At 46.2% G+C, this 23658-nt stretch carries 19 protein-coding genes; 14 read left to right on the plus strand and 5 right to left on the minus strand.

Features of this window, described 5'->3' with window-relative positions; genetic code table 11:
* Positions 1-67: 67 nt before the first annotated feature.
* Positions 68-841: a hydroxyacylglutathione hydrolase gene (gene gloB, locus Nant_RS08760; protein WP_054341268.1), complete on the minus strand. Its 774-nt coding sequence runs from the start codon at positions 839-841 to the stop codon at positions 68-70.
* A gap of 244 nt (positions 842-1085) precedes the next feature.
* On the opposite strand from gloB, the gene Nant_RS08765 reads away from it, so the two are divergent.
* From Nant_RS08765 to dnaQ, 3 genes are read left to right on the plus strand one after another with little or no spacing between them, the layout of a single operon-like run.
* On the plus strand, positions 1086-1862 hold the full coding sequence (locus tag Nant_RS08765; RefSeq protein ID WP_054341269.1) for a class I SAM-dependent methyltransferase: 777 nt from the start codon (positions 1086-1088) through the stop codon (positions 1860-1862).
* Positions 1849-2292: a ribonuclease HI gene (gene rnhA / locus Nant_RS08770; protein ID WP_054341270.1), complete on the plus strand. Its 444-nt coding sequence runs from the start codon at positions 1849-1851 to the stop codon at positions 2290-2292. The genes Nant_RS08765 and rnhA overlap by 14 nt, the downstream gene beginning before the upstream one ends.
* Positions 2293-2297: 5 nt before the next feature.
* Positions 2298-3017 (plus strand): DNA polymerase III subunit epsilon, encoded by a 720-nt coding sequence (gene dnaQ / locus Nant_RS08775; protein ID WP_054341271.1) that lies wholly within the window; start codon positions 2298-2300, stop codon positions 3015-3017.
* A gap of 67 nt (positions 3018-3084) precedes the next feature.
* On the opposite strand, the gene nhaB is transcribed toward dnaQ, so the two are convergent.
* Positions 3085-4590, minus strand: a complete 1506-nt coding sequence (gene nhaB / locus Nant_RS08780; protein ID WP_054341272.1) for a sodium/proton antiporter NhaB — start codon at positions 4588-4590, stop codon at positions 3085-3087.
* Between the two features lie 240 nt (positions 4591-4830).
* Between nhaB and nudC the strand changes: the two genes are divergently transcribed.
* The gene (gene nudC, locus Nant_RS08785; RefSeq protein WP_238377099.1) at positions 4831-5592 is read left to right on the plus strand and encodes an NAD(+) diphosphatase; all 762 of its coding nucleotides are present in this window, start codon (positions 4831-4833) and stop codon (positions 5590-5592) included.
* Positions 5593-5595: 3 nt separating this feature from the next.
* Here nudC and Nant_RS08790 read toward each other — a convergent pair whose 3' ends face one another.
* A complete protein-coding gene (locus tag Nant_RS08790) occupies positions 5596-5931 on the minus strand; it encodes an SCP2 sterol-binding domain-containing protein (RefSeq protein ID WP_143773530.1) in 336 nt (111 codons plus the stop codon).
* A 108-nt stretch (positions 5932-6039) separates the two neighbouring features.
* Here Nant_RS08790 and sohB point away from each other — a divergent pair, with 108 nt between their 5' ends.
* The 9 genes from sohB (at position 6040) to acnA (ending at position 17863) form a co-directional block, all read left to right on the plus strand.
* Positions 6040-7110 (plus strand): protease SohB, encoded by a 1071-nt coding sequence (gene sohB, locus Nant_RS08795; protein ID WP_054341274.1) that lies wholly within the window; start codon positions 6040-6042, stop codon positions 7108-7110.
* 54 nt (positions 7111-7164) lie between these two features.
* Positions 7165-7824: a TetR/AcrR family transcriptional regulator gene (locus Nant_RS08800; protein ID WP_054341275.1), complete on the plus strand. Its 660-nt coding sequence runs from the start codon at positions 7165-7167 to the stop codon at positions 7822-7824.
* 49 nt (positions 7825-7873) lie between these two features.
* Positions 7874-8350, plus strand: a complete 477-nt coding sequence (locus tag Nant_RS08805) for a L,D-transpeptidase (protein ID WP_054341276.1) — start codon at positions 7874-7876, stop codon at positions 8348-8350.
* Positions 8350-9351 carry a beta-N-acetylhexosaminidase gene (nagZ, locus tag Nant_RS08810; RefSeq protein WP_054341277.1) on the plus strand — a complete coding sequence of 334 codons (1002 nt, stop codon included), beginning with the start codon at positions 8350-8352 and terminating at the stop codon, positions 9349-9351. The genes Nant_RS08805 and nagZ overlap by 1 nt, the downstream gene beginning before the upstream one ends.
* Before the next feature lie 6 nt (positions 9352-9357).
* Positions 9358-10491 carry a mechanosensitive ion channel family protein gene (locus Nant_RS08815; RefSeq protein ID WP_082400156.1) on the plus strand — a complete coding sequence of 378 codons (1134 nt, stop codon included), beginning with the start codon at positions 9358-9360 and terminating at the stop codon, positions 10489-10491.
* 401 nt (positions 10492-10892) lie between these two features.
* Positions 10893-12377, plus strand: coding sequence for a bifunctional 2-methylcitrate dehydratase/aconitate hydratase (locus tag Nant_RS08820; RefSeq protein WP_054341278.1), 1485 nt, complete (start codon positions 10893-10895; stop codon positions 12375-12377).
* 73 nt (positions 12378-12450) lie between these two features.
* Entirely contained in the window at positions 12451-13341 is an 891-nt protein-coding gene (locus tag Nant_RS08825; protein ID WP_054341279.1) for a homocysteine S-methyltransferase family protein, read from the plus strand.
* Positions 13342-13404: 63 nt separating this feature from the next.
* Complete coding sequence (gene ilvD / locus Nant_RS08830; protein WP_054341357.1) at positions 13405-15084, plus strand: dihydroxy-acid dehydratase; 1680 nt, start codon at positions 13405-13407, stop codon at positions 15082-15084.
* Positions 15085-15151: 67 nt separating this feature from the next.
* On the plus strand, positions 15152-17863 hold the full coding sequence (gene acnA, locus Nant_RS08835; RefSeq protein WP_054341280.1) for an aconitate hydratase AcnA: 2712 nt from the start codon (positions 15152-15154) through the stop codon (positions 17861-17863).
* A 155-nt stretch (positions 17864-18018) separates the two neighbouring features.
* On the opposite strand, the gene Nant_RS08840 is transcribed toward acnA, so the two are convergent.
* Complete coding sequence (locus Nant_RS08840; RefSeq protein ID WP_054341281.1) at positions 18019-18585, minus strand: CsiV family protein; 567 nt, start codon at positions 18583-18585, stop codon at positions 18019-18021.
* Entirely contained in the window at positions 18582-22034 is a 3453-nt protein-coding gene (gene mfd, locus Nant_RS08845; protein WP_054341282.1) for a transcription-repair coupling factor, read from the minus strand. The genes Nant_RS08840 and mfd overlap by 4 nt, the downstream gene beginning before the upstream one ends.
* A 179-nt stretch (positions 22035-22213) precedes the next feature.
* Between mfd and Nant_RS08850 the strand changes: the two genes are divergently transcribed.
* Positions 22214-23656: a glyceraldehyde-3-phosphate dehydrogenase gene (locus Nant_RS08850; RefSeq protein ID WP_054341283.1), complete on the plus strand. Its 1443-nt coding sequence runs from the start codon at positions 22214-22216 to the stop codon at positions 23654-23656.
* Positions 23657-23658: the final 2 nt, after the last annotated feature.

Here is a 23658-nt window from a genome sequence, read left to right on the forward strand (position 1 = left end):
AATACCGTCAAATTTTTGTGCGGCTAATTCTAGCAGGCTGAGAATGATGGTCAATCTATGATAGTCACTAGAATACGTTTTTCCATTCTCTAATAGCAGTAAATGTCTCTAATTCACTCATCATTGCCTTACCCGTGTGCATTTCTGCTGCCTTGCGTACGTCCTCGCATTGTGAACGCATAAAAGGATTGATAGTGAGTTCTTGTGAAAGGCGTGTAGGTAATGTCGGCAAATTTTGTGCACGTAAGGCTTTGCATTGCTCAATAGTCGCTTGAATATCAGGGTTGTTTGGCTCAACTGCTTGCGCAAAATTCAGGTTGGCGAGTGAGTATTCATGAGTGCAATACACAGCGGTATTAGCGGGGAGTGTTTTGAAATAACTCATGCTTTGCAGCATTTGTTCCGGAGTGCCTTCAAATAAACGACCACAGCCTGCAAGAAAAAGCGTGTCGCCACAAAAAATCTGCGGTTGGCTTGCCTTCAGGTAGTAGGAGATGTGATCGAGTGTATGGCCTGGAATCTCTTTGATTATTAATTGTTCGCCAAGAATGTCGATCTGATCTGAATCACCCAGTGGATAAGATATGCCTGTAAAAGGAGAATTCTTCGGCCCATAAACGGGGATGTTATACCGATCTACCAACTCTTTTACGCCACCGGTGTGATCAGGATGATGATGTGTCAGGAGAATCGCTTTTAACGGCTGCTGATACGTATCTATTGCCTTTATGACGACATCTGCATCGCCGGGATCGACGACTATCATTCCTGAAGCATTACTTTTAGTAAGCATCCAGATGTAGTTGTCACTAAACGCGGGTAATGGTGTCACAGTAAACATAGAAGAGCAGCCTCATTTATTATTCGTCTGAGATTATCCTAAACGGACATGATTGTTAACAGCAGGATTGTTAACAGATAGGTTTAGTTTATCAATTCAGATCTGGTTGTCACTAAACGCGGGTAATGGTGCCACAGTAAACATAGAAGAGTGGCCTCATTTTTTATGAATCTGAGATTACCCTATATGACCATGACTGTTAACATGTAGGTTCAGTTTATGTATTAGGTTATAGCGTTTTAATATGACTTTTAAAAATCAACAACCTGTTGAAGCACTTTCAGAATCCTTAAAGCGCTGGTTTTCTACTGATTTGGGTAAAGAATTTCTCCAGACAGAGCAGCAAGTGCTGGATCGATTATTGCCAGGCTTGTATGGAGTGCATCTTGCGCAGATTGGCGTGGATCCCACTGTAAACCTGGTAGCACAGAGTTCAGTTGCTCATACGTTTGTCATTTATCATAAGCTTGAGCTTGGGATGCAAAAAAACAGTATCATTGCTCAAAGCACAGAATTGCCGCTGGAACATAATAGTGTTGATGTTGTGTTGCTGCATCACGCCTTGGATTTTACCTCCAGCCCCCATCAGGTTGTACGGGAAGCGGCACGAATTCTTCGGCCAGGTGGGCATCTATTGATTGTTAACTTCAATCCTGTGTCGTGGTGGGGGATTTCCCGTCTCTGGACATGCAAGAAAAATGAACCAATCTGGCAAAAAGCTCACTTTCTTAGTCATCATAGGCTTATCGATTGGATAAATCTGTTAGAGCTGACAGAGCTGCAAACGGTAAGTGATTATTTTTTGCCATCGTATGAATCCTCCGGGGTGAGACGGCGGTTTAATTGGTTGCAGGCGTTCGGGCGAAAGTCATTGCCTCGTTTCGGTGCTTTTAATGTTATTTTAGCGCGCAAAGATATCGGTGGAATGACAGTGATAAATCCTGAAAAATCAGCTAAACGTTTTATTAGACTACCGGTTGCTGAGCCGGCTACAAGAGGGCATGCACGTGAAATCCGTTGAGATCTTTACTGATGGTGCTTGCAAAGGGAATCCGGGTCCGGGTGGCTGGGGTGCTGTACTCAGATGCGGCGACACGGTAAAGCATCTGTGGGGTGGAGATAAAGACACCACTAATAATCGCATGGAGTTGCTTGCCGCTATTGAGGCGCTTTCTGCATTAACGCGCTCATGTGATGTTGTGCTAACAACTGATTCTCAATATGTCCGTAAAGGCATCACTGAATGGATTGGCAGCTGGCGTAAGAATGGTTGGAAAACCGCGGCTAAAAATCCTGTTAAAAATGCCGATCTTTGGCAGCGGCTGGATGAGTTATCCGCGCGGTATAAAATTGAATGGCGCTGGGTGAAAGGGCATAGTGGCCATCCTGAGAACGAGTTGGCAGATGAGCTGGCTAATCGCGGTGTAGATCAGATTTTGAAAAGGGCTTAAACAGAATGCGTCAGATAATTCTCGATACTGAAACCACTGGTCTTGAATGGTCGGAAGGGCACAACATTATAGAAATCGGCTGTGTCGAAATGCAGCGCCGGCGCTTAACGGGTAATCATTACCATCGTTATCTAAAGCCAGACCATGAGATTGACCAAGGGGCTATGGCCGTTCATGGGATTACGCATGAATTTCTTGATGATAAGCCGCCCTTTAAAGCACTGGTCGATGAGTTTTTGGAGTTTATCAGTGGCGCTGAATTAATTATCCATAATGCGATATTCGATATAGGCTTTATTGATGCCGAGCTGGCGCGCAATGGCTATGATGTCCGGATCAAGGATATCTGTACGATTACAGATACACTTCGTATGGCCAGGAAAAAGCATCCAGGCCAGAAAAATAATTTGAATGCGTTGTGTAAACGTTATGGTATTGATAACTCTCATCGGGAGCTACACGGCGCGTTATTAGATGCAGAAATCCTTGCTGATGTCTATTTAGCGCTGACGGGTGGCCAGACCTCGCTATTGTTAAGTGATCTGGATGGCGCAGATGAAGACGACGGCGTTACGGTTAAACGAGTGGGTCCTGAATCGTTAGGGTTGCCGGTGCTTGAGGCGACAGCAAATGAGCTCGTGGAACATGAAGTATTTTTGAATAAGCTTGATAAAAATGCAGGTGGTCAATGTTTGTGGCGAGTCAATACAACCGCCCCTTCCTGATCGAGAGTGCATAAAAAAACGGGCCATTGCCCGTTTTTTTTATGCTAAATAAAACTCAGAATAAAGATTAGCCTAGGACAAGACTGACCGCTGTGTAGCCGACTAAACTCATAACAATGGTATAGGGTAGGGCCATCATAACCATGCGTCCGTATGATAGTCGGATAAGTGGTGCTAATGCTGATGTTAACAGGAATAAAAAGGCAGCCTGACCGTTCGGTGTTGCCACGCTTGGAATGTTGGTTCCCGTATTAATAGCAATAGCTAAGGAATTGAAATGATCACGCGTAATTTCACCTGCTTCAAGTGCGGCAGTGACTTCATTGATATATACCGTAGCAACAAAGACGTTGTCACTGATAGCAGAAAGTAAGCCGTTGGCAGCAAAGAATAAAGCGGGCTGGGAGGCAGTATCCATTTCCAATACGGCATGGATGATTGGTTGAAACAGATGCTGGTCATGAATCACCGACACGATCGCAAAGAAGACCACCAACAGAGAGGTGAACGGAAGCGCCTCTTCAAATGCTTTCCCTATCTGATGTTCTTCCGTTATACCATTAAGTGCCGTCAGCAGAACAATAACAGTCAGGCCAATCAATCCGACTTCTGCCATGTGCAATGCCAGCGCTACCACCAGAAAAATTGAGACGAGAACTTGAATCAGTAAGGCCGCTTTATCGCGAATGGTACGTTTTTTATCTTCTGCTGCAGCGAAGTCTTCAAGGATATGACGAACCCGTAATGGCAGTTCGACACCGTATCCGAATGTACGGGTTTTCTCCAGCACAACACAGGTGATTAAGCCTGCAGCAAGAACGGGCATAGTGATAGGAGCCATTAGAACGAAAAACTCAATGAAATCCCATCCCGCTTTCTGGGCAATCAGTAGGTTCTGAGGTTCGCCTACCAGCGTACAAACTCCACCCAATGCAGTACCAACTGCCCCGTGCATAAGTAAACTTCTTAAAAAACCACGGAAATCTTCAAGATCATTTTTATTACTCTCTTCAACAGAGCCATCATCTGCATGGTCGTGTTCATGATCATAGTGCTTGCCTGAAGCCACTTTATGATAAACAGAGAAAAAACCAACCCCCACGCTGATGAGTACGGCGGTTACCGTTAGTGCATCGAGAAAAGCAGAAAGAAGCGCCGCAGACAGAGAGAAGAGTAATGACAGTATGGCTTTGGATTTTACTTTTAGCAGAATAATCGTAAAAATCCAGAGCAGCATACTTTTCATAAAGTAGATGCCAGCAACCATGAACATTAATAGCAGGATGACTTCCAGATTACCGCTGACCTCATGGTAGACGGATTCGGGTGTAGCCAAGCCTATGATGATCGCCTCAAGGGCCAGTAGGCCGCCCGGTTGTAATGGATAGCATTTTAGTGCCAGTGCTAATGTGAAAATAAATTCGAATATCAAGGCCCAGCCAGTAATAACGGGTCCTACTGTCATCAATAAGAGGGGGTTAAGAATCAGAAAGCCAATAATGGCCTGCTTGTACCAGACCGGCGAGTTTCCTAAGAAGTTACGCAATAAAGCCTGAAGAAAAGTTATGGTCATTGATTATTTTCCTAATTGCAAAACACACCGTTTACCACAAACGGATGTTCAAATGTTCGTGTAGACTAGCAGTAGATTGTCAAAACCTGAATAGAATAGCGTTAATATTAAAAAATAATGCGGATTCGGGCTCAACTTTTGACATATATCATGCAAAATTTAGTACTTGCTTATCAATGGGATAAGTAAATTCCCAATATTGATGAGTTATTACAGACAGAATGAATGGAGGGGATGTTCGTGGACGGTCGCTATATTGTAGGGTCATCAGGAAGTATGTATTTACATGAACCAGGGGTGTATTTGTACCCTGTTGAGAATACTTTTTCTGCATCTGATATTGAAGCTATTTACCCTGTGGGCGTATTACAAGGGATTGACGTTCAACTTATTATTCTGGCAAGGGGAAGTCAGATCTCAGCTGAGAAGGCTAACCTGAGAAACTTGCTATCAGTTTCTCAGGATGAACATGAGTACGTACTTCTGTCACGCGCTGCGCAATTGATTGTTTGGCATAATGAACATCGTTTTTGTGGTCGTTGTGGCCATGAGATGACACACCACAAAGTTGATCTGGCAAAGCATTGTAGTCATTGCGATCTGGTTCAGTATCCGCGTATTTCTCCGTGTATTATTGTTTTAGTGGTTGATGGTGATCGTTGTCTATTGGCGCGCTCTCCGCGTTTTCCTCCCGGGCGCTTCAGTACTTTGGCTGGCTTTATTGAAGCAGGTGAAACCGCAGAAGCGGCTGTACATCGTGAAGTGCGTGAAGAAGTGGGCATAGAAATAAAGAATGTTCGTTATATACAAAGCCAATCCTGGCCTTTTCCTCATGCGTTAATGTTGGGTTTTGTTGCAGACTATGCAGCAGGCGAGTTGTTACCTGATGGTGTGGAAATTGAAGAGGCACATTGGTATCAGCGTGATGCAATGCCAGATTTGCCTCCCTCGTTTGCCATCTCCTATACGTTAATTGAACGCTTTCTTAAAGGAGAGGAATAATTTTTATGAGGATGCCTGGCCTTTAAATAATTTTCCTAGTTGTGTCGCCAGCATAACATTGCCTTCGGCACGTAACTGGCCTTTAAGAAAAGCACTCATACCATCTTGTTGACCTGTCACCACGTTAATGAAGGTGTCTGAATCCATCAGTAGCGTGATGGACGGATCAGCGTGCTCACCGGGTGCCGTGCTGCAGGCTTGTTCTTTTATGCTGATATAAAAATCTTCGGCATCATCAAGAATAAACTGAAAGATAGCATCAAGGCTGCCAGCGGCTTCCGCCTGAAAACGTGAAGGCAATTTCTCGATGACGCGGGCTACTGTGATATCTGAACTCATTATATAGATATTCCTGGAAGGAAAAGTGGCAAACGGTGGATTCGTTAATTGGCTTTTATGGTACATTACGCCTCTTAATACTGATAACTCTTTTTCTGGAGAAACCTGTTGTCTGAATTTTTCTTTGAATATGGTCTGTTTGCTGCCAAAGCCTTTACCGGATTGGTTGTTTTTCTTCTGTTGGTGGCCGGGATCTTCTTGATCAGTGTGCGTAATCGCCGAGATGATAGCATGGGAGAAGTTGATGTAACCTCTATCAACGATTTCTACGAAGATATGAAAGATACTGTTGAAGCTGCAGTATTAGATAAGGAAGCTTACAAACAACTGCTTAAAGAGCAGAAAAAACAGGATAAACTCGAGAGTAAGCAACGTAAGAAAGAGGTAAAACAGGGTGCTGAGCAAGCACCGGAAGAAAAGAAACGGGTTTTTGTGCTTGATTTTGATGGTGATATAAAAGCCAGCGAAGTTGAACCGTTACGAGAAGAAATTTCCGCCGTACTAACATTCGCTCGTCCGATTGATGAGGTGGTTATTCGTCTGGAAAGTGCGGGTGGGCTTGTGCATACTTACGGTCTGGCTGCCTCTCAACTGGAGCGAATAAAAGCCAGTGGTATTCCTTTAACGGTGTGTGTTGATCAGGTGGCTGCCAGTGGCGGTTATTTGATGGCGTGTTTAGCTGATAAGCTGATTGCGGCCCCCTTTGCTTTAGTCGGCTCGATTGGTGTTATCGCTCAGGTGCCTAATTTTAATCGTGTTCTGAAAAAATACGATGTGGATTATGAAATGTTCACGGCGGGTGAATATAAGCGTACGGTTACTATGTTTGGTGAAAATACTGAAAAAGGTAAGCAGAAATTCACAGAAGAATTAGAAGATACTCATCTACTCTTCAAAGAATTTGTCTCTGAATACCGTCCTCAGATGGACATGGAAAAAGTCGCCACGGGTGAGGTGTGGTTTGGTAAGCGTGCTCTGGCAGAAAAGCTGGTGGATGAATTGTCAACGAGTGATGATTATCTGATGACCGCCTGCGATACCGCCGATGTATTTCGCGTACGTTATGAGGTTAAAAAGTCGTTTCAGGAACGGTTGAGTGAAATGGCAATAAAAACCAGTGATGGTATCGTTTCGAAAATATGGACACGTGTTTCGAATAGTCGTTTTTTAACGCGCTAAATACGGTTATTTATAATATATTTACTATGGTATGTCTGATAAGGAGAGCAGATCTTGCAGCAGTCAAAAACAGCAATTCAAATACTAAAAGCTGCTGAGGCTTTGTTTTCCGAACAGGGTTTCTCAGAAACGACTATGCGCCAGATTACAGCAAAAGCTGATGTGAATCTTGCCGCTGTAAATTATCATTTTGGATCAAAGCAGGGACTTATTCAGGCGGTTACTGAAAAGTATATGCATCCATTTTGTGAGTATATTGAAACAGTTGTGGCAGAGAGGTTAATTAGCTTGCCTGACAGAACTGTCTCAATCAATGAGTTGATTGAGATGGTGATGAGGGCGCTATTGCATGTGCGTCAGGATAATGAACATGCTTTATCCATGTTCATGCGATTGCTGGATCTGTCTTATATGAAGAACCAGGAAGCGTTACGCCAATATATGGTTAATCAGTACCATGCGAAGTTGGAAGGTTTTTTGGCGCTTCTTCGAAAAGATGCTTCTCCGATGGATAGTGATGAGTTTTTCTGGCGTCTGCATTTTCTTCTGGGCTCAATGATTTTTACATTGTCTAATTACCATACTTTGATTGCCCTTGAGCAGCAGGAGTTGGAGAAAACATCCGAAATAGAAAAAATTCTTCATCGGATGATTCCTGTTATTTCTGCAGGCTTTCAGGCTCGCTCCGAACAAAACTATTTTTGTCGACTATGATGGTCTTGGTTCTGATGCTTATTGACTTAGAGGGTAACAGTTAACGCTTATGTATCTGCATTTGAACATTTCCGAGCAGGTTCTGAGCGTGTATTTGCCTGAAAAAGTAATAACGTATCCGGTATCTACCGCTCTGAATGGCGTGGGGGAGGCCTTCGGGTCAGGGTGTACTCCTCGCGGTCTGCATACGGTACGTGCAAAAATTGGTGAAAATCTACCGCTCAATGCTGTTTTTGTCGGGCGTCGCTTTACCGGTGAAATCTATTCTTCTCAATTAGCTGAACGTTACCCTCAACGAGACTGGATTCTGACGCGTATTCTGTGGCTCAGTGGTAAAGAGCCAGGAAGAAATCGTTTGAGCGCAGTAGACAGCATGCGACGTTATATCTATATCCATGGTACGCCTGACACTGAACCGATGGGCATTCCTGTGTCACATGGATGTATTCGGATGCGTAATGCTGATGTGTTAGAACTTTATAATCTTATTCCGGTAGGATCTGAATTGTTAATAGAGGAATATTAATGGCTTCCGGGCGCGTAATGCTGGATGTACAGGGATTATTATTAACGCCCATGGAGCGGGAGATGATTAGTCATCCGGAAGCAGGGGGCTTAATACTGTTTAGCCGCAACTACGAGTGTAAAGCGCAGTTGCGGGACCTTATTGCGGATATTCGTGAACAAAATTCAGATATTTTGTTAGCCGTAGATCATGAAGGCGGACGCGTTCAGCGTTTTCGTAATGAGTTCGTTCGAATTCCTCCGATGAAATCACTGGCGCGGTTATGGGGAAGCGATCCTGATCAGGCTGAAGCGTTGTCTGAAGATATTGGTTGGTTGATGGCTGCAGAATTAGTCGCGTTAGATATCGATATTAGTTTTGCGCCCGTACTGGACATTAACTGGTCACGTAGTGAAATTATTGGTGATCGGGCATTTGGTCAGGTAACTGATCAGATCATAGCGCTCGCCAGTCGTTTTATGCAGGGGATGCATGCGGCGGGTATGGCGGCTACGGGTAAGCATTTTCCGGGTCATGGGTGGGTGACAGCCGATTCCCATTTAGATATTCCTTGTGATGAACGCACCTTCGAGGCGCTTTGTGCAGCCGATATTAAACCCTTTAAGGCGTTGATTGAGGGTGGGCTGGAAGCGATTATGCCCGCGCATATTATTTATCAGCAGGTTAATGCGCAAACGGCAGGGTTCTGTGATTTTTGGCTGAGAGATGTGTTGAGAAAGCAGCTAGGTTTTGCCGGTGTGATTTTCAGTGATGATTTGAGTATGGCGGGAGCATCGGCGGTTGGTGGATTTGTAGAGCGAACACAAGCGGCCTTGCGTGCCGGATGCGATATGGCGCTGGTGTGTAATCATCCTGAAGGCGCTATGCAGGTATTATCCTATTTGGAGACGGTTCCGGTAGCACAAACAGTATCCATTCAAAACATGAAACATAAAAACATACCCGCTAACGATGCGCGGTTTGAGCGTGTAACAGAATCAATTAAATGCTTAGAGGCTTAGAGCGGCATGCAAGAAGGTCAAAAAATTATTGAAGGGCTCTATGACTGGTTGATGTTAAACCTGTCATTAGGACAAGAGAATAGCTGGATACTGAGTGTTTTTTTTATTGTATTAGTGACGCTGATAGCGGTTTTTGTTGTACGTAAAATATTTACTCATACGGCTGCGCAATTAGCACGCACCACAAATATTTGGGATGATATTCTCCTTGAAGCGGCGCAGCGTCCTGCGGTTATGCTGGTCTGGGTGCTCGGTGGAAGTTGGGTTGCTGATGTTATTGATGGAAGTACGGGGACTCTTTTACTCGATGTGATCGATCCCGTGCGCAAAGTTGCCGTCATCGTTTTACTAAGCTGGTTTCTTATTCGTTTCATTAGTTCTGCCGAAAAAGCACTGATAGACCCGCAGGGAATAAATACGACCCTGGATGCTACTACGGTCAGTGCGATAGGCAAGCTACTGCGCTTATCGCTAATCATTACTGTGTCATTAGTGGTACTGCAAACTTTTGGTTATAGTGTTTCCGGTGTACTGGCATTCGGCGGTATTGGTGGCTTGGCGGTGGGGTTTGCGGCCAAAGATCTGTTGGCTAATTTTTTTGGTGGACTCATGATCTACATGGATCGACCCTTTAAAGTAGGTGATTGGGTACGTTCACCTGATAAAGATATTGAAGGCACGGTTGAGGATATTGGTTGGCGGCTGACGCGTATACAAACCTTCGATAAGCGCCCCTTGTACGTGCCTAATGGCGTATTTGCCAGTATATCAGTCGAAAACCCTTCTAGAATGACCCATCGCAGAATTTATGAAACGATCGGAGTGCGCTATTGTGATGTAAATACTGTTCAAAACATCGTCAATCAAGTGCGTGAGATGCTGATAAATCATCCTGAAATTGATCATACTCAGACGCTGATCGTAAATTTGAATAAATTTGCACCCTCATCGCTCGACTTTTTTGTGTATACCTTCACAAAAACGACTAACTGGATATATTTTCATCAGGTTAAAGAAGATGTGTTATTGAAGATAATGGCTATTGTTGAAAATAATGGAGCGGAAGTGGCCTTTCCGACCAGTACGGTTCATTTGGTACCTGAGGGCGCCTTTCAGTTACCCGCTTCGCCTGATCATTAGATTGATTAAACATTACGCTTGCCCGCTCAGCGGGCAAGCTTTAATCTGGTAAAATTTGGCCATTAGTGTAGGTTTATGTCCTCCCTCTGCTCCTTCTTTTGAACTACTAGTTCAAGCATCCAACCAGCGGGTGCCTTCGCCCTTGTCAGGCAGCGACAGCCTGCGCCGTCGGCTATCAAATTCATACCCCTACAGTGACATTCTTGACTGGATTGAAGGAAGACGCAACTATCTGTAACAATAATGTCAAAGCTATACAGCTGATTAAAGCGCTAGTCCAGCGTAGCCTGGAGCTGAAAAAGCAATCTGTACGTAAGCTGCGGGATCGATTATTAAATGCCGGTGTCGTTTATGTTGAACATCTAAGGTTTAACGTACTCTTAAAGGAATAGGTGAACTCAATGAACGCAACTTCCGACATTAACGACCGACCTGATTACGATCAGGAAATTCAAGATATCGCCGATTATGTGCTGAACTTCAAGATCGAATCCAGTGAAGCTCTGAATACTGCCCGCAACTGCCTGATGGACACGTTGGGCTGTGGCTTGCTGGCCCTGCGCTTCCCTGAGTGTACTAAGCATCTTGGCCCCATTGTTGAAGGTACCGTAGTCCCTAACGGGGCCCGCGTACCGGGTACCAGTTACCGGCTGGATCCCGTTAAAGCGGCGTGGGATATCGGTTGTATGATTCGTTGGCTGGACTTCAACGATACGTGGCTGGCGGCAGAGTGGGGGCACCCTTCCGATAATCTGGGGGGTATTCTGGCAGTTGCCGACTACCTGTCTCAGGTGAATGTGGCCAACGGTAAAGCGCCTCTGACCATGCGCGAAGTACTAGAAGGAATGATTCTGGCTCATGAGATCCAGGGCGTGATGGCGCTGGATAACTCCTTTAATCGTGTGGGTCTGTGCCATGTACTGCTGGTGCGGCTGGCGTCTACCGCGGTTGTTACTAAGATGATGGGCGGTAACCGTGAGCAGATTATGGCTGCTATTTCGCAATCCTGGGTTGACGGCTCTGCTCTGCGTACCTATCGGCACGCGCCTAATGCCGGTTCTCGTAAGTCTTGGGCGGCCGGTGATGCGACTTCACGTGCGGTTCGTTTGGCCGACATTACCATGCGTGGAGAAATGGGTATCCCGAGTGTGTTGAGCACACCGCAGTGGGGCTTCTACGATGTGTCCTTTAGCCACACCAATAAGGATCTGGCGCTGAAACCTGAAGAACAGCGCACATTCAGCTTCCAGCGTCCTTACGGTACCTATGTCATGGAGAACGTGCTGTTCAAAATTTCCTTTCCTGCGGAGTTCCACGCTCAGACCGCTTGTGAGTGTGCCGTAACGCTGCACCCTGAGGTTAAGGATAAGATGGACCAGATCGACACAATTATCATCCGCACCCATGATTCGGCCATCCGTATTATCTCCAAGAGCGGCCCGCTGGCCAATCCTGCTGACCGCGACCATTGCATTCAATACATGGTTGCCGTGCCGCTGATCTTCGGCGATCTGGTGGCCGAGCACTACGAGAATGACTTCCACGCGGCTCACCCGCTGATCGATGAACTGCGCGATAAAATGGAAATTGTAGAGGTCGACGAGTTCAGTGCCGATTACTATGACCCTGAGAAACGTTCAATCGCTAACGCTATTCAGGTGTTTTTCAAGGACGGCACCAGTACCGAAGACGTGGTGGTTGAGTATCCTATCGGCCATCGCCGCCGCCGTGCGGAAGGTATTCCTCTGCTTGAAAACAAGTTCAAGCGTAACTTGGCGACCCGTTTTCCTGCTTTTCGCTGCGATCAGATCTTCGCACTTTGCAAGGCTCAGGCAAAACTAGCAGCAACGCCGGTTCACGAATTCATGGCGATGTTCGTCATCTGATTAAACAATTTCTGCTTGGCGCAAATCAAGGCATGCTTGCGTTGGCAACAGACACAGATTGGAGTAAAAAAGATTGAATCACATCACACTACTTGATGGAGGCATGGGACAGGAGCTTTTACGCAGAAGCTCGCGTAAAACTACCTCTCTTTGGTCTGCCGACATTATGTTGAATGAGCCAATGATAGTGCGAGACTTGCATCTCGATTTTATTGAGAGTGGTGCGCGTGTTATCACGCTCAATACCTATACCGCGACACCACAGCGTCTGGCACGGGAAAATGAGTTGGCTCAATTGGAGACGCTTCACAGGTCTGCTATGGAGGCTGCCTTAGATGCCATTGAGCTGTCCGAACGCACTGATGTTGCCATAGCGGGGTGTTTGCCGCCGCTAGTTGCCAGTTACCGCCCAGATGTATCGCTACCGTACGAAGCTTCACTGGACGCTTATCGTCGTTTGGTTGAGTTGCAATCGCCCGTCAGTGATATTTTCTTGTGCGAAACGATGGCCTCAATCAATGAGGCACGTGCCGCCTGCACAGCGGCAATGGAAAGTGGCAAGCCCGTCTGGGTGGCGCTCACTATTAGTGACTTTCATCCGGGACTATTACGCAGTGGCGAGCGGCTAGATGAAGCACTGCCCGTACTCGCCTCTTTGGGGGCTGAGGCTATACTGTTAAATTGTAGCCACCCCGAGGCTATTAATGGGTGCTTGCCGCAGTTGCGGGGCATAGGTAAGAAGATGGGTGCTTATGCCAATGGTTTTGTTTCGGTAGGACCTTTGCAGCCGGGCGGTACTGTTGAGCAGCTAGAGGTTCGTCAAGACTTGAGTCCAGCACAATACGCAGAATATGCCATGGGCTGGGTAAGAGAGGGGGCCTCGATTATTGGTGGCTGCTGCGAAATTGGCCCGGCACATATAAAAGTGTTACACGAAAGATTGTGCCAAGAAGGCTTTCTCTAGATTGTTTATTTGCTTGTACAATTTTATTGTGCATTTTCTGAAGCTGACAAAGAAGATAAAAATATGAGTACGGATAAACTGCGCAAATATTCAAAAAAAATCGTAGATGGTGCAGCTCAGGCTCCTAGTCGCGCTATGTTAAGGGCGGTAGGATTTGGCGACGCAGATTTCAAAAAACCGCAGGTGGGTATTGCCTCAACATGGTCAATGGTGACGCCATGCAACATGCACATTAATACCCTTGCAGAAGAGGTGGGTAAGGGTGTCGATAGCGCCGGTGCTAAAAGCGTGATTTATAACACCATTACCATATCTGACGGTATCTCCATGGGCACCGAAGGCATGAAGTATTCTTTGGTATCGCGTGAAGTTATTTGTGACTCTATAGAGGCCGTATCGGCCGGTATGGGGCATGATGGCATTATTGCTATTGGCGGCTGCGATAAAAATATGCCCGGATGTCTGATGGGTCTGGCACGCCTGAATCGGCCTTCGATCTTCGTTTATGGCGGGACAATTTTGCCGGGCGAAAACCACACAGATATTGTGTCAGTATTCGAAGCGGTGGGCGGTTATGCCAGCGGCAATATTCCCATTACTCAGTTGGAGCATATTGAAAAAACCGCGATCCCCGGGCCCGGCTCTTGCGGCGGCATGTATACGGCAAATACCTTAGCCTCGGCGATTGAAGCGTTGGGCATGAGTATGCCGAACAGCTCTGCGCAAAATGCGGTTTCAGAAAATAAGAAACAAGACTGTATCGATGCAGGAAAAGCCATTGTTTACTTGCTCGAACATGACATTAAACCCTCTGACATAATGACAAAAAAGGCATTTGAGAATGCGATTACGCTGACCATTACGCTAGGTGGATCTACCAATGCCGTGCTGCATTTAATTGCGATGGCCGACGCCGTAGGCGTGGAAGTGACATTAGATGATTTTGTGCGCATTGGTGAAAAAACTCCGGTAATTGCCGACTTGCGTCCAAGTGGCCAATATTTGATGTCTGAATTAATTGAAATCGGTGGCATTCAGCCCCTGATGAAGCGTTTGTTAGATGCTGGCATGCTGCACGGTGATTGCATGACAGTTACCGGCAAAACCATGGCCGAAAATTTGGCCGGGGTAGCTGATTATCCTGAAGGGCAGACTATTATTTTACCTTTTGATAAACCCATCAAAAAAGACAGTCATTTGGTGATACTCAGCGGTAATTTAGCACCTGAAGGCGCGGTTTCAAAAATCACAGGCAAAGAGGGTTTGTGTTTTACTGGCACGGCTAAAGTGTATGACTCAGAAGAGCAAGGTTTTGCCGCTATCATTGATGGCCAGGTGGTTGCCGGTGACGTAGTTGTGATTCGTTACGAAGGCCCCAGAGGCGGTCCTGGCATGCGGGAAATGTTGAGCCCCACCTCGGCAATTATGGGCAAAGGCTTAGGTAACGATGTCGCGCTTATCACCGATGGTCGCTTTTCAGGCGGCAGCAGGGGTTTTGTGGTGGGCCATATCACGCCTGAAGCCTACGAGGGCGGTGCCATCGCGCTGGTAGAAAATGGTGATAGTATTACCATTGATGCGCAAAAACGTGAGATCACGCTCAATATCAACGATGAAGAAATGGCCAGGAGAAAGCAGAACTGGCAACAGCCTGCACCAAAATATACCAGAGGGCTGCTAGCAAAATATGCGAGAACAGTAAGCTCTGCTTCTACCGGAGCCGTGACTGATAAGCCTGATTGACAGTTTTCCTCCACTAGATCAAAAGTCTGGTGGAGGATTTAATGTAGACAAGTAAGGGGTTCAATACATGAGCAACAATAGCTTTGATACTAAGCGCGACATAGATGTTAACCAGTCAACCTTTTCAATGTATGACATTACCCGCCTGCCCAATCAAGATGCTGTACAAAAGCTTCCCTATAGCATGAAAATTTTACTCGAAAACTTGTTGCGAAATGAGGATGGTCATCATACTCACAAGCACGATATTGAAGCCTTATGTGCCTGGGATGCTAAAACGCCGTCCCAGCAACAAATTGCCTTCACACCCGCACGCGTCGTATTACAGGATTTCACCGGTGTACCCGCTATTGTCGATTTAGCAGCCATGCGCGATGCGATGATTAAACTCGAAGGCGATCCAGACCAAATCAATCCCTTAGTGCCAGTAGATCTCGTCATCGACCACTCGGTTATGGTCGACTTCTTTGGCTCAGAAGACGCCTTGAGCAAGAACACCGCTATCGAGTTTGAACGCAATAAAGAGCGTTATCAGTTTTTACGCTGGGGGCAAAAAGCATTCTCTGATTTTCGTGTCGTGCCACCGGGTACGGGTATCGTGCATCAGGTTAACCTTGAATATCTCGCCCATGTTGTTATGCAAAAAATTGTCATGCACAAAACCAAACCTGACGAGACTCTATTGCTACCAGACACCTTGGTCGGTACTGACTCACATACGACCATGATTAATGGTCTTGGCGTGCTTGGCTGGGGCGTTGGTGGTATTGAAGCCGAAGCTGCCATGTTAGGACAACCCGTCAGCATGTTGCTGCCCGAGGTGATAGGCTTTGAACTCAAAGGGTCTTTAAATGAAGGTGCCACAGCCACTGACCTCGTATTAACGGTAACCAAAATATTACGCGAGAAAGGCGTCGTCGGTAAATTCGTTGAGTTTTATGGTGATGGTCTTGCCAATCTTCCAGTCGCTGACCGCGCTACCATCGCCAATATGGCACCTGAATATGGCGCTACTTGCGGCATATTCCCGATTGACGATGAAACACTGACCTACCTGCGCTTAAGTGGTCGCGAAGAAGACCAGATTAGAATTGTTGAAGCCTATGCCAAAGCGCAAGGCTTTTGGCGCGAAGAGGGTGCTACACCCGCACACTATTCTGATAGCTTACAACTTGATTTAGCCGAGGTTGTGCCTAGCATTGCGGGTCCTAAACGCCCTCAGGATAAAATTGCGCTGACTGATGCAAAAAGTGCCTTCCTTGGGCATATGCAATTACAAGGCATTGAACTTGATAACGATACTCTCAGCCGTAATGCACCTCCGTTAGGTGCCGTAGAAATAGATATTGATGGCAGCACTCACTACCTACAACATGGTGACGTGGTCATTGCCGCTATAACGTCGTGCACCAACACGTCGAACCCGGCCGTGATGATTGCTGCTGGGTTAGTTGCACAAAAAGCCAGAGCACGCGGGTTGACCACTAAGCCATGGGTTAAAACGTCGCTCGCACCAGGCTCTCAGGTTGTTCCTGCTTATTTAGAAAAAGCGGGTGTGTTAGGTGATCTTCAGGCACTGCGCTTCGATGTAGTGGGTTTTGGTTGCACCACCTGTATTGGTAACTCAGGCCCTCTCCCGAAGGTGGTTAGCGATGCCATCCATAAAGGTAAACTCACAGTCAGTTCGGTGCTGTCCGGTAACCGAAATTTTGAAGGCAGAATTCATCAGGATACGCGTGCTAACTACCTGGCATCACCACCGTTAGTGGTTGCTTATGCCATAGCAGGCACTATGACAAAAGATTTAACCAAGGAGCCTCTGGGTCATGACAATGAGGGCAAGCCAGTATTCTTAAAAGATATTTGGCCTACCGCTCAGGAAGTCAGTAATTTGATAGCCAGTTCGGTGTCTGCTGAAATGTTTAAGTCGCGCTATCAAGACGTATTTGAAGGCACCGATCAATGGCGGGAATTACCTGTGCCAGAGGGTAAAACGTATAGCTGGCCTGAATCGTCTTACGTTAAAAATCCTCCGTTTTTTGAGGGTATTACGCGTGATGTGCCTGAGTTGCCGACGATTAAAAACGCCCGTTGTATTGTTAAAGTGGGTGACTCAATTACCACTGACCATATTTCGCCGGCAGGTGCTATTCAAGCCGACAGTCCTGTAGGCCATTATTTGCAAGACCAGGGTGTTGCCGTTAAAGACTTTAACAGCTTGGGCTCACGGCGCGGTAACCATGAAGTGATGATGCGCGGTACCTTCGCTAATACCCGCCTGCGGAATCAGTTAGCCCCGGAAACGGAAGGGGGTTTTACTTGTTACTTCCCTAATGACGAAGTGACCAGTATTTACGACGCCGCTATGCGCTATCAAGAAAATAAAACATCACTGGTAGTGTTGGCGGGCAAAGAATATGGCACGGGTTCAAGCCGGGACTGGGCGGCTAAAGGCACAAAATTACTCGGCATTGAAGCCGTCATTGCGCAAAGTTACGAGCGAATTCACCGTTCCAATTTAGTCGGTTTTGGCGTGCTTCCACTGGAGTATATGCCGGGCGACAGTGCTGAATCTTTAGGCTTAGAGGGGACTGAAATTTTTAGTTTCAGTAGCTTAGATGATAAGCCTGAACAGATTAAAGCTGAAGCAAAGAAAACCGACGGTAAGGTTGTTAATTTTGAGCTTAACGTAAGAATAGATACTGAAAGTGAGTGGGGTTATTACCAGCACGGCGGTATTTTGCACTATGTTTTACGAACCCTCGTAAGCAAAAATTAAAGCAGTAACGTTCAACTATCTATAACGTTAAATTATCTATAAGGCCAGGTCGTCACTTTGGTGATGAACTGGCCTTTATCAGCGGCTCTGAAAATGGGAGATGTCAGAGCTTCATAGTTAAGCAAATCTTTGAATGGCGTGGGTCAGACTTTTTATTAGTCTAAAGGCGTTGCGTAAACTAAAATGCCAAAGAGAGGGTGGTCAATATAATGAGCATCCTTCGATTTCATCGGGCGGGGCTCATTCAGAACTGCAGTAATCGTTCTTACTGATCCATCGTCCAGCGATACCGTACGGCGTAACTGTAAATCCGGTTTAAAGTGCAGGTAGTGTCCCCGATCAACAGTAATCGCGCCTTCTAGCTCATAATACCCATCATCCATCATTGCTCCTCCGCGAATAGCGACGGGTTGCGAGTTCCGTCCCTTGCTTACGGGCTGGTTCCAGGCTTTGTGATAGAGCACTCGTAAACCGCCAGCATTGCGGATTCTCTGATCAGTGCTTTTCATCATGAAGCTTGTAGGTGAGCGTTCTCTGTAGCTATTGCCCAGACTAATGCCAGTAGCAGGCGGTGTGTCTGGTGTAGGCCAGTATTCGCTGTTAGCGGATGCATTGTCACGGCTGAAGATCAGTACTTCGATGCCATAACTTGAGGCTGCTTGCAGTGGATTGTGCAAGACAAGCGAAAATAGAGCTAAGCAGAAAGGGATTAGTTTTTTCATGAATTTACTTTACCTAGTTCTTTCAGTAAGTTTTCGACAGCGCTGAATCGTTGTTCTGTATCATCCATTTCCAGAGAAAAGCGGAGATGGCTGGCGCCCTCTAACTTATATTTTAGTGACTGTTTTTGTACCAGTGACACTAATGTGAATGGATCCACTTTAGTCGCTGGGTCAAACTCAAGGCGACCACTTTGGCTGCCAGCATCTAATTTAACGATACCCATATGTTCAGCTATTAATTTGAGTGATGTTAACCGGAACAAGTTCTTGGTTGCTTCAGGCAGTAAGCCGAAACGGTCAATCATCTCGATCTGCAGTTCTTTAAGTTCGGTTTCATCCTTCGCGCTGGAAATACGTTTATACATGATCAGGCGATTATGTACATCAGGAAGATAGTCATCTTTGATGAGCGCTGGAATATGCAGGTTGATCTCAGCGCCATGATGTAAGGGTTTATCCATATTGGGAGTTTTTCCCTCTTTAATGGATTGAATGGCTTCTTCAAGCATTTCCATATAGAGATTGAAGCCTATACCCTGAATTTGCCCGCTTTGATCATCACCTAATAATTCACCCGCACCACGAATCTCTAAGTCATGAGTTGCCAGTGTAAATCCTGCACCAAGATCCTCGGCTAACGCAATCGCTTCAAGGCGTTTGCTGGCATCCGCGCTGATGTTCTTCGGGGGCGGAGTGAGCAGGTAGGCATAGGCTTGATGATGCGAGCGTCCTACGCGTCCGCGTAATTGATGCAGCTGTGCCAGGCCGAACTTGTCGGCACGATCAATGATGATGGTATTGGCGTTAGGAATATCAATTCCGTTTTCTATAATGGTGGTACAGAGTAAGACGTTATGGCGTTTGTGGTAAAAGTCGGCCATCACCTGTTCAAGTTCACGTTCACGCATTTGGCCATGACCGATGCCGATACGCGCTTCAGGCACCAGTGCCGACAGCTCTTCGGCTACTTTTTCAATAGTTTTAACTTCATTGTGTAAATAATACACTTGTCCGCCACGTAAAAGCTCGCGCAGAATTGCTTCTTTAATAAGCGGTGTATCTGATTGTTGTACGAAGGTTTTCACGGCGAGTCGGCGAGCAGGTGGCGTTGCGATGATAGATAAATCTCGCATACCTGACATGGCCATATTTAATGTGCGAGGAATCGGCGTGGCAGTCATCGTCAGAATGTCGACTTCGGAACGAAGTGATTTCAGGCGTTCTTTTTGCTGCACACCAAAGCGGTGTTCCTCATCAATAATCACCAGTCCAAGATTCTTGAAAACAATATCACCCTGCAGTAATTTGTGTGTGCCTATAATGATATCAATCTGGCCGTCCTTGATTTTTGCAATGGTCTCGTTCTGCTGTTTGCTGGTACGAAAGCGTGAAATGAGATCAATCGTGACAGGCCAGTCAGCAAAGCGGTCTTTGAAGTTATCAAAGTGTTGTTGTGCGAGTAGTGTAGTGGGCACCAGGATGGCCACTTGTTTGCCTGAATGGGCAGCAATAAAAGCAGCTCGCATTGCAACTTCTGTTTTACCAAAGCCTACATCGCCGCACACCAGTCGATCCATCGGCTGTGGCGATGTCATGTCGTGAATCACCGAATCAATGGCGAGTTCCTGATCTGGTGTTTCTTCGAAAGGGAAGCCGGACACAAACTGCTGATAATCCTGATCTGGATCGCTAAAAGCAAAACCTATGCGGGCGGCACGTCGGGCATAAATGTCGAGCAGTTCTGCGGCGGTATCGCGTACCTTTTCCGCTGCTTTTTGGCGCGTTTTGGTCCACTGTTCTGTGCCGAGTCGGTGTAGTGGCGCGAGTTCGTCGCTGCTGCCGCTATAGCGACTGATGAGATGTAACGATGCAACCGGTACATAAAGCTTGGCATTGTTGGCATATGACAGCGCTACAAATTCATTAGTCTGGCCGTCAAGGTCGATAGTTTCCAGGCCGAGATAACGTCCGATCCCGTGGTCTATATGGACAACGGGAGCATTGGGTGCTAATTCAGCGAGGTTGCGTACGATCAGATCGGATTGATCTTTTTCTCTGGCACGGCGGCGACGCTGGAAAACCCTATGCCCGAATAATTGGGATTCCGAAATAACATGCAGGGAGCCAGGGATGCTGAGTCCGCGATTAATCGGATAAACTGTTAATGCGCAGGTATGTTTGCCTTTAAGAAAACTACCCCAGTTTTCGACAATCGTAGGTTTAATCTGTGCTCTTGCGAGTAATTCCTGAAGCGCTTCTCTGCGACCGGCTGATTCAGCACAAAAAAGAATTTTTTCATTAGGGTGAGCGTCGAGGAAGCTGGTGAGCAGCGCAAGCGGTGTCGATGATTGCGCGTTTACTGTGAGCTCATTAGTTTGCTTGCACGGTAAATTAGTTTTCCCTGCAGAGTCTTCGAGCGAAGAATCGCTGAACTGTATCCGCCGGAATGATTTCAGTGCGCCAAAAAATTCATCTTTGGATGTGAAGATAGCGCGAGGTTGCAGAATAGGGCGTTCAATGTCATGCCTGCGATCTTCGTAACGGTTGTTAACATCTTGCCAAAAATTCTGGCAGGGTGCTTCCAGTGATCCATCTGTGATTATTAGTGTTTCTTTGGGGAGATAGTCGAAGAGCGTTGCTGTCTCTTCAAAAAACAGGGGTAAGTAATACTCGATGCCAGGCGGTGCAAAGCCGTTGCTAACATCCTGATATGTTGGGCAACGACGGTGATCAACATCAAAGTTTTCACGCCATTTTTGTTTGAAGCGGGTTATCGCTTGATCAGTTAATGGGACTTCTCTGGCGGGAAGCAGGCGAATCTGTTCGATTTTATCAATGGATCGCTGCGACTCAGGATCAAAAGTACGTAACGAATCGATTTCATCGTCAAATAAATCAATTCGGTAAGGCGTATCAGATCCCATGGGGAAGAGATCAATAATTGAGCCTCTGACTGCGTATTCGCCATGCTCATGAACGGTTTCTACGGCGCGGTAGCCTGAATCAGTTAGTTGCTGTCTGAGTTTATCAATATTAAGCGACTGGCCGGTGTTTAATAACAATGAGTGTGCGTGTAAAAAGCTGGCCGGGGCTATGCGATGCATTAACGTACTGATCGGAACAATAACAACGCCGTGTTTTAGCTGAGACAGCTGTTTTAATGTGCTGACGCGTGTTGAGGTAATATCCTGATGCGGTGAAAAAGAGTCATACGGCAGTGTTTCCCAATCAGGAAACGGTAATATTTGCAGGTTCTGCGCGGCTGAATAAAAATGAATTTCATTCTCAAGGAGGCTTGCCGTGTCGCTGTTACGGGTAATAACCAGTGTGAGTTGTTGGTGCTTTAAGGCGGCCTGTGCAATCAATAATCCGGCAGCGCTTTGATGTGCCTGGCCAATCCATTTGATATCACCTGGTTTTGTCGGTATCGGAAATACCAAATTTGTCACGAAACTTCTCCTGCAACAGTATGATGAGAAGTGCCTTATAATACAGGTAGGATGAAAAAAGCGATATAAGCCCTTGAAAAAACGTCCGGCTAAAGTATAGAGATATCATATTTGCCCGAAGCGCTATAAAAATGGATAATGTCGATCAATTTTTAATGTAAGTTGATGTGAAGTTGGAGATGTCCGTGAGCCAAGATCAAGTATTCACTGAATGGAAAGAGCGGGAAGCGACTGCAGAAGCAATGATTCCGGTGATCGGTCGTTTATACCGTGATCGTAATGTTGAGACTTCTGTGTACGGCCGTCTGATTGTTAAGCGCTCGGTGATTGATATTCTGAAGGCGCACCGTTTTGCGCGTCAAATGGACGTCGATGAGTTAACCGTTATCGAGACTTATCCTATATTAGAGGCTTTAGAAGCTCTGGATGTTAGTGGTGCGCATGTTGATATCGGCAAGATGGCTGTGAAATTCCGTGAATCTGGTAATGGTCGTACCATGAAAGAATTCCTGGAAGAGCAGTTGTCGACGGTTATCGGTGTAGAAGATCGCCAGGGGACTGATGTCGTGTTGTACGGTTTCGGTCGTATTGGTCGTTTGCTGGCGCGTTTGTTGATTGAACGTACGGGTGGAGGGCAGTCATTACGTCTGCGTGCGATTGTTGTACGTAAAGGCAATGCTGATAATGATCTGGAAAAACGTGCGAGTTTGCTACGTCGTGATTCTGTACATGGATCGTTCAAAGGCACGATCCAGATTGATGAAGAAAACAATACGTTGATCGCGAATGGTAACGAGATCAAAGTTATCTTCTCTAATGCGCCTGACCAGATTGATTACACAGAATACGGCATCAATAATGCGATCGTTATTGATAACACGGGTATGTGGCGTGATAAAGAAGGCTTATCTCTGCATTTGAAATCCAAAGGTGTTGCGCGTGTGCTGTTAACAGCGCCGGGTAAAGGTATCAAAAATATTGTGATGGGTGTTAACCATGATGATATTACGGATGAAGATCTGGTCTTATCCGCCGCCTCTTGTACCACCAATGCGATTACGCCTGTACTGAAGGCAGTTAACGATGCTTACGGCATTGAAAATGGTCACGTAGAGACGGTTCATTCTTATACTAACGACCAGAATCTGATTGATAATTACCACAAAGGTGATCGTCGTGGTCGTGCTGCCGGGCTCAACATGGTTCTCACTGAGACGGGTGCGGCTAAGGCTGTTTCTAAAGCGTTGCCTGAAATGGAAGGCAAGTTGACCGGTAACGCTATCCGTGTGCCTACCCCTAATGTTTCAATGGCGATTCTGAACCTGAATCTTGAGAAAGAAGTCGATCGTGATGGTTTGAATGTTTATCTGCGTGACGCAGCATTGCATTCACCTTTACAGAAACAGATAGATTACAGTAACTCTCCTGAAGCTGTTTCATCTGATTTTGTCGGTTCGCGCGCGGCCGGTATTGTTGATGCGTTGGCTACGATTGCTACGGGTAAGCGTTGCGTGTTGTATGTTTGGTACGATAACGAGTTTGGTTATAGCTGTCAGGTTATTCGTATGGCTCAGAAGATGGCTAATGTCACTTTGCCTGCATTTCCTAACGTTAATAAATAGTT

Source organism: Neptunomonas antarctica, assembly GCF_001305295.1.
Taxonomy (GTDB): domain Bacteria; phylum Pseudomonadota; class Gammaproteobacteria; order Pseudomonadales; family Balneatricaceae; genus Neptunomonas; species Neptunomonas antarctica.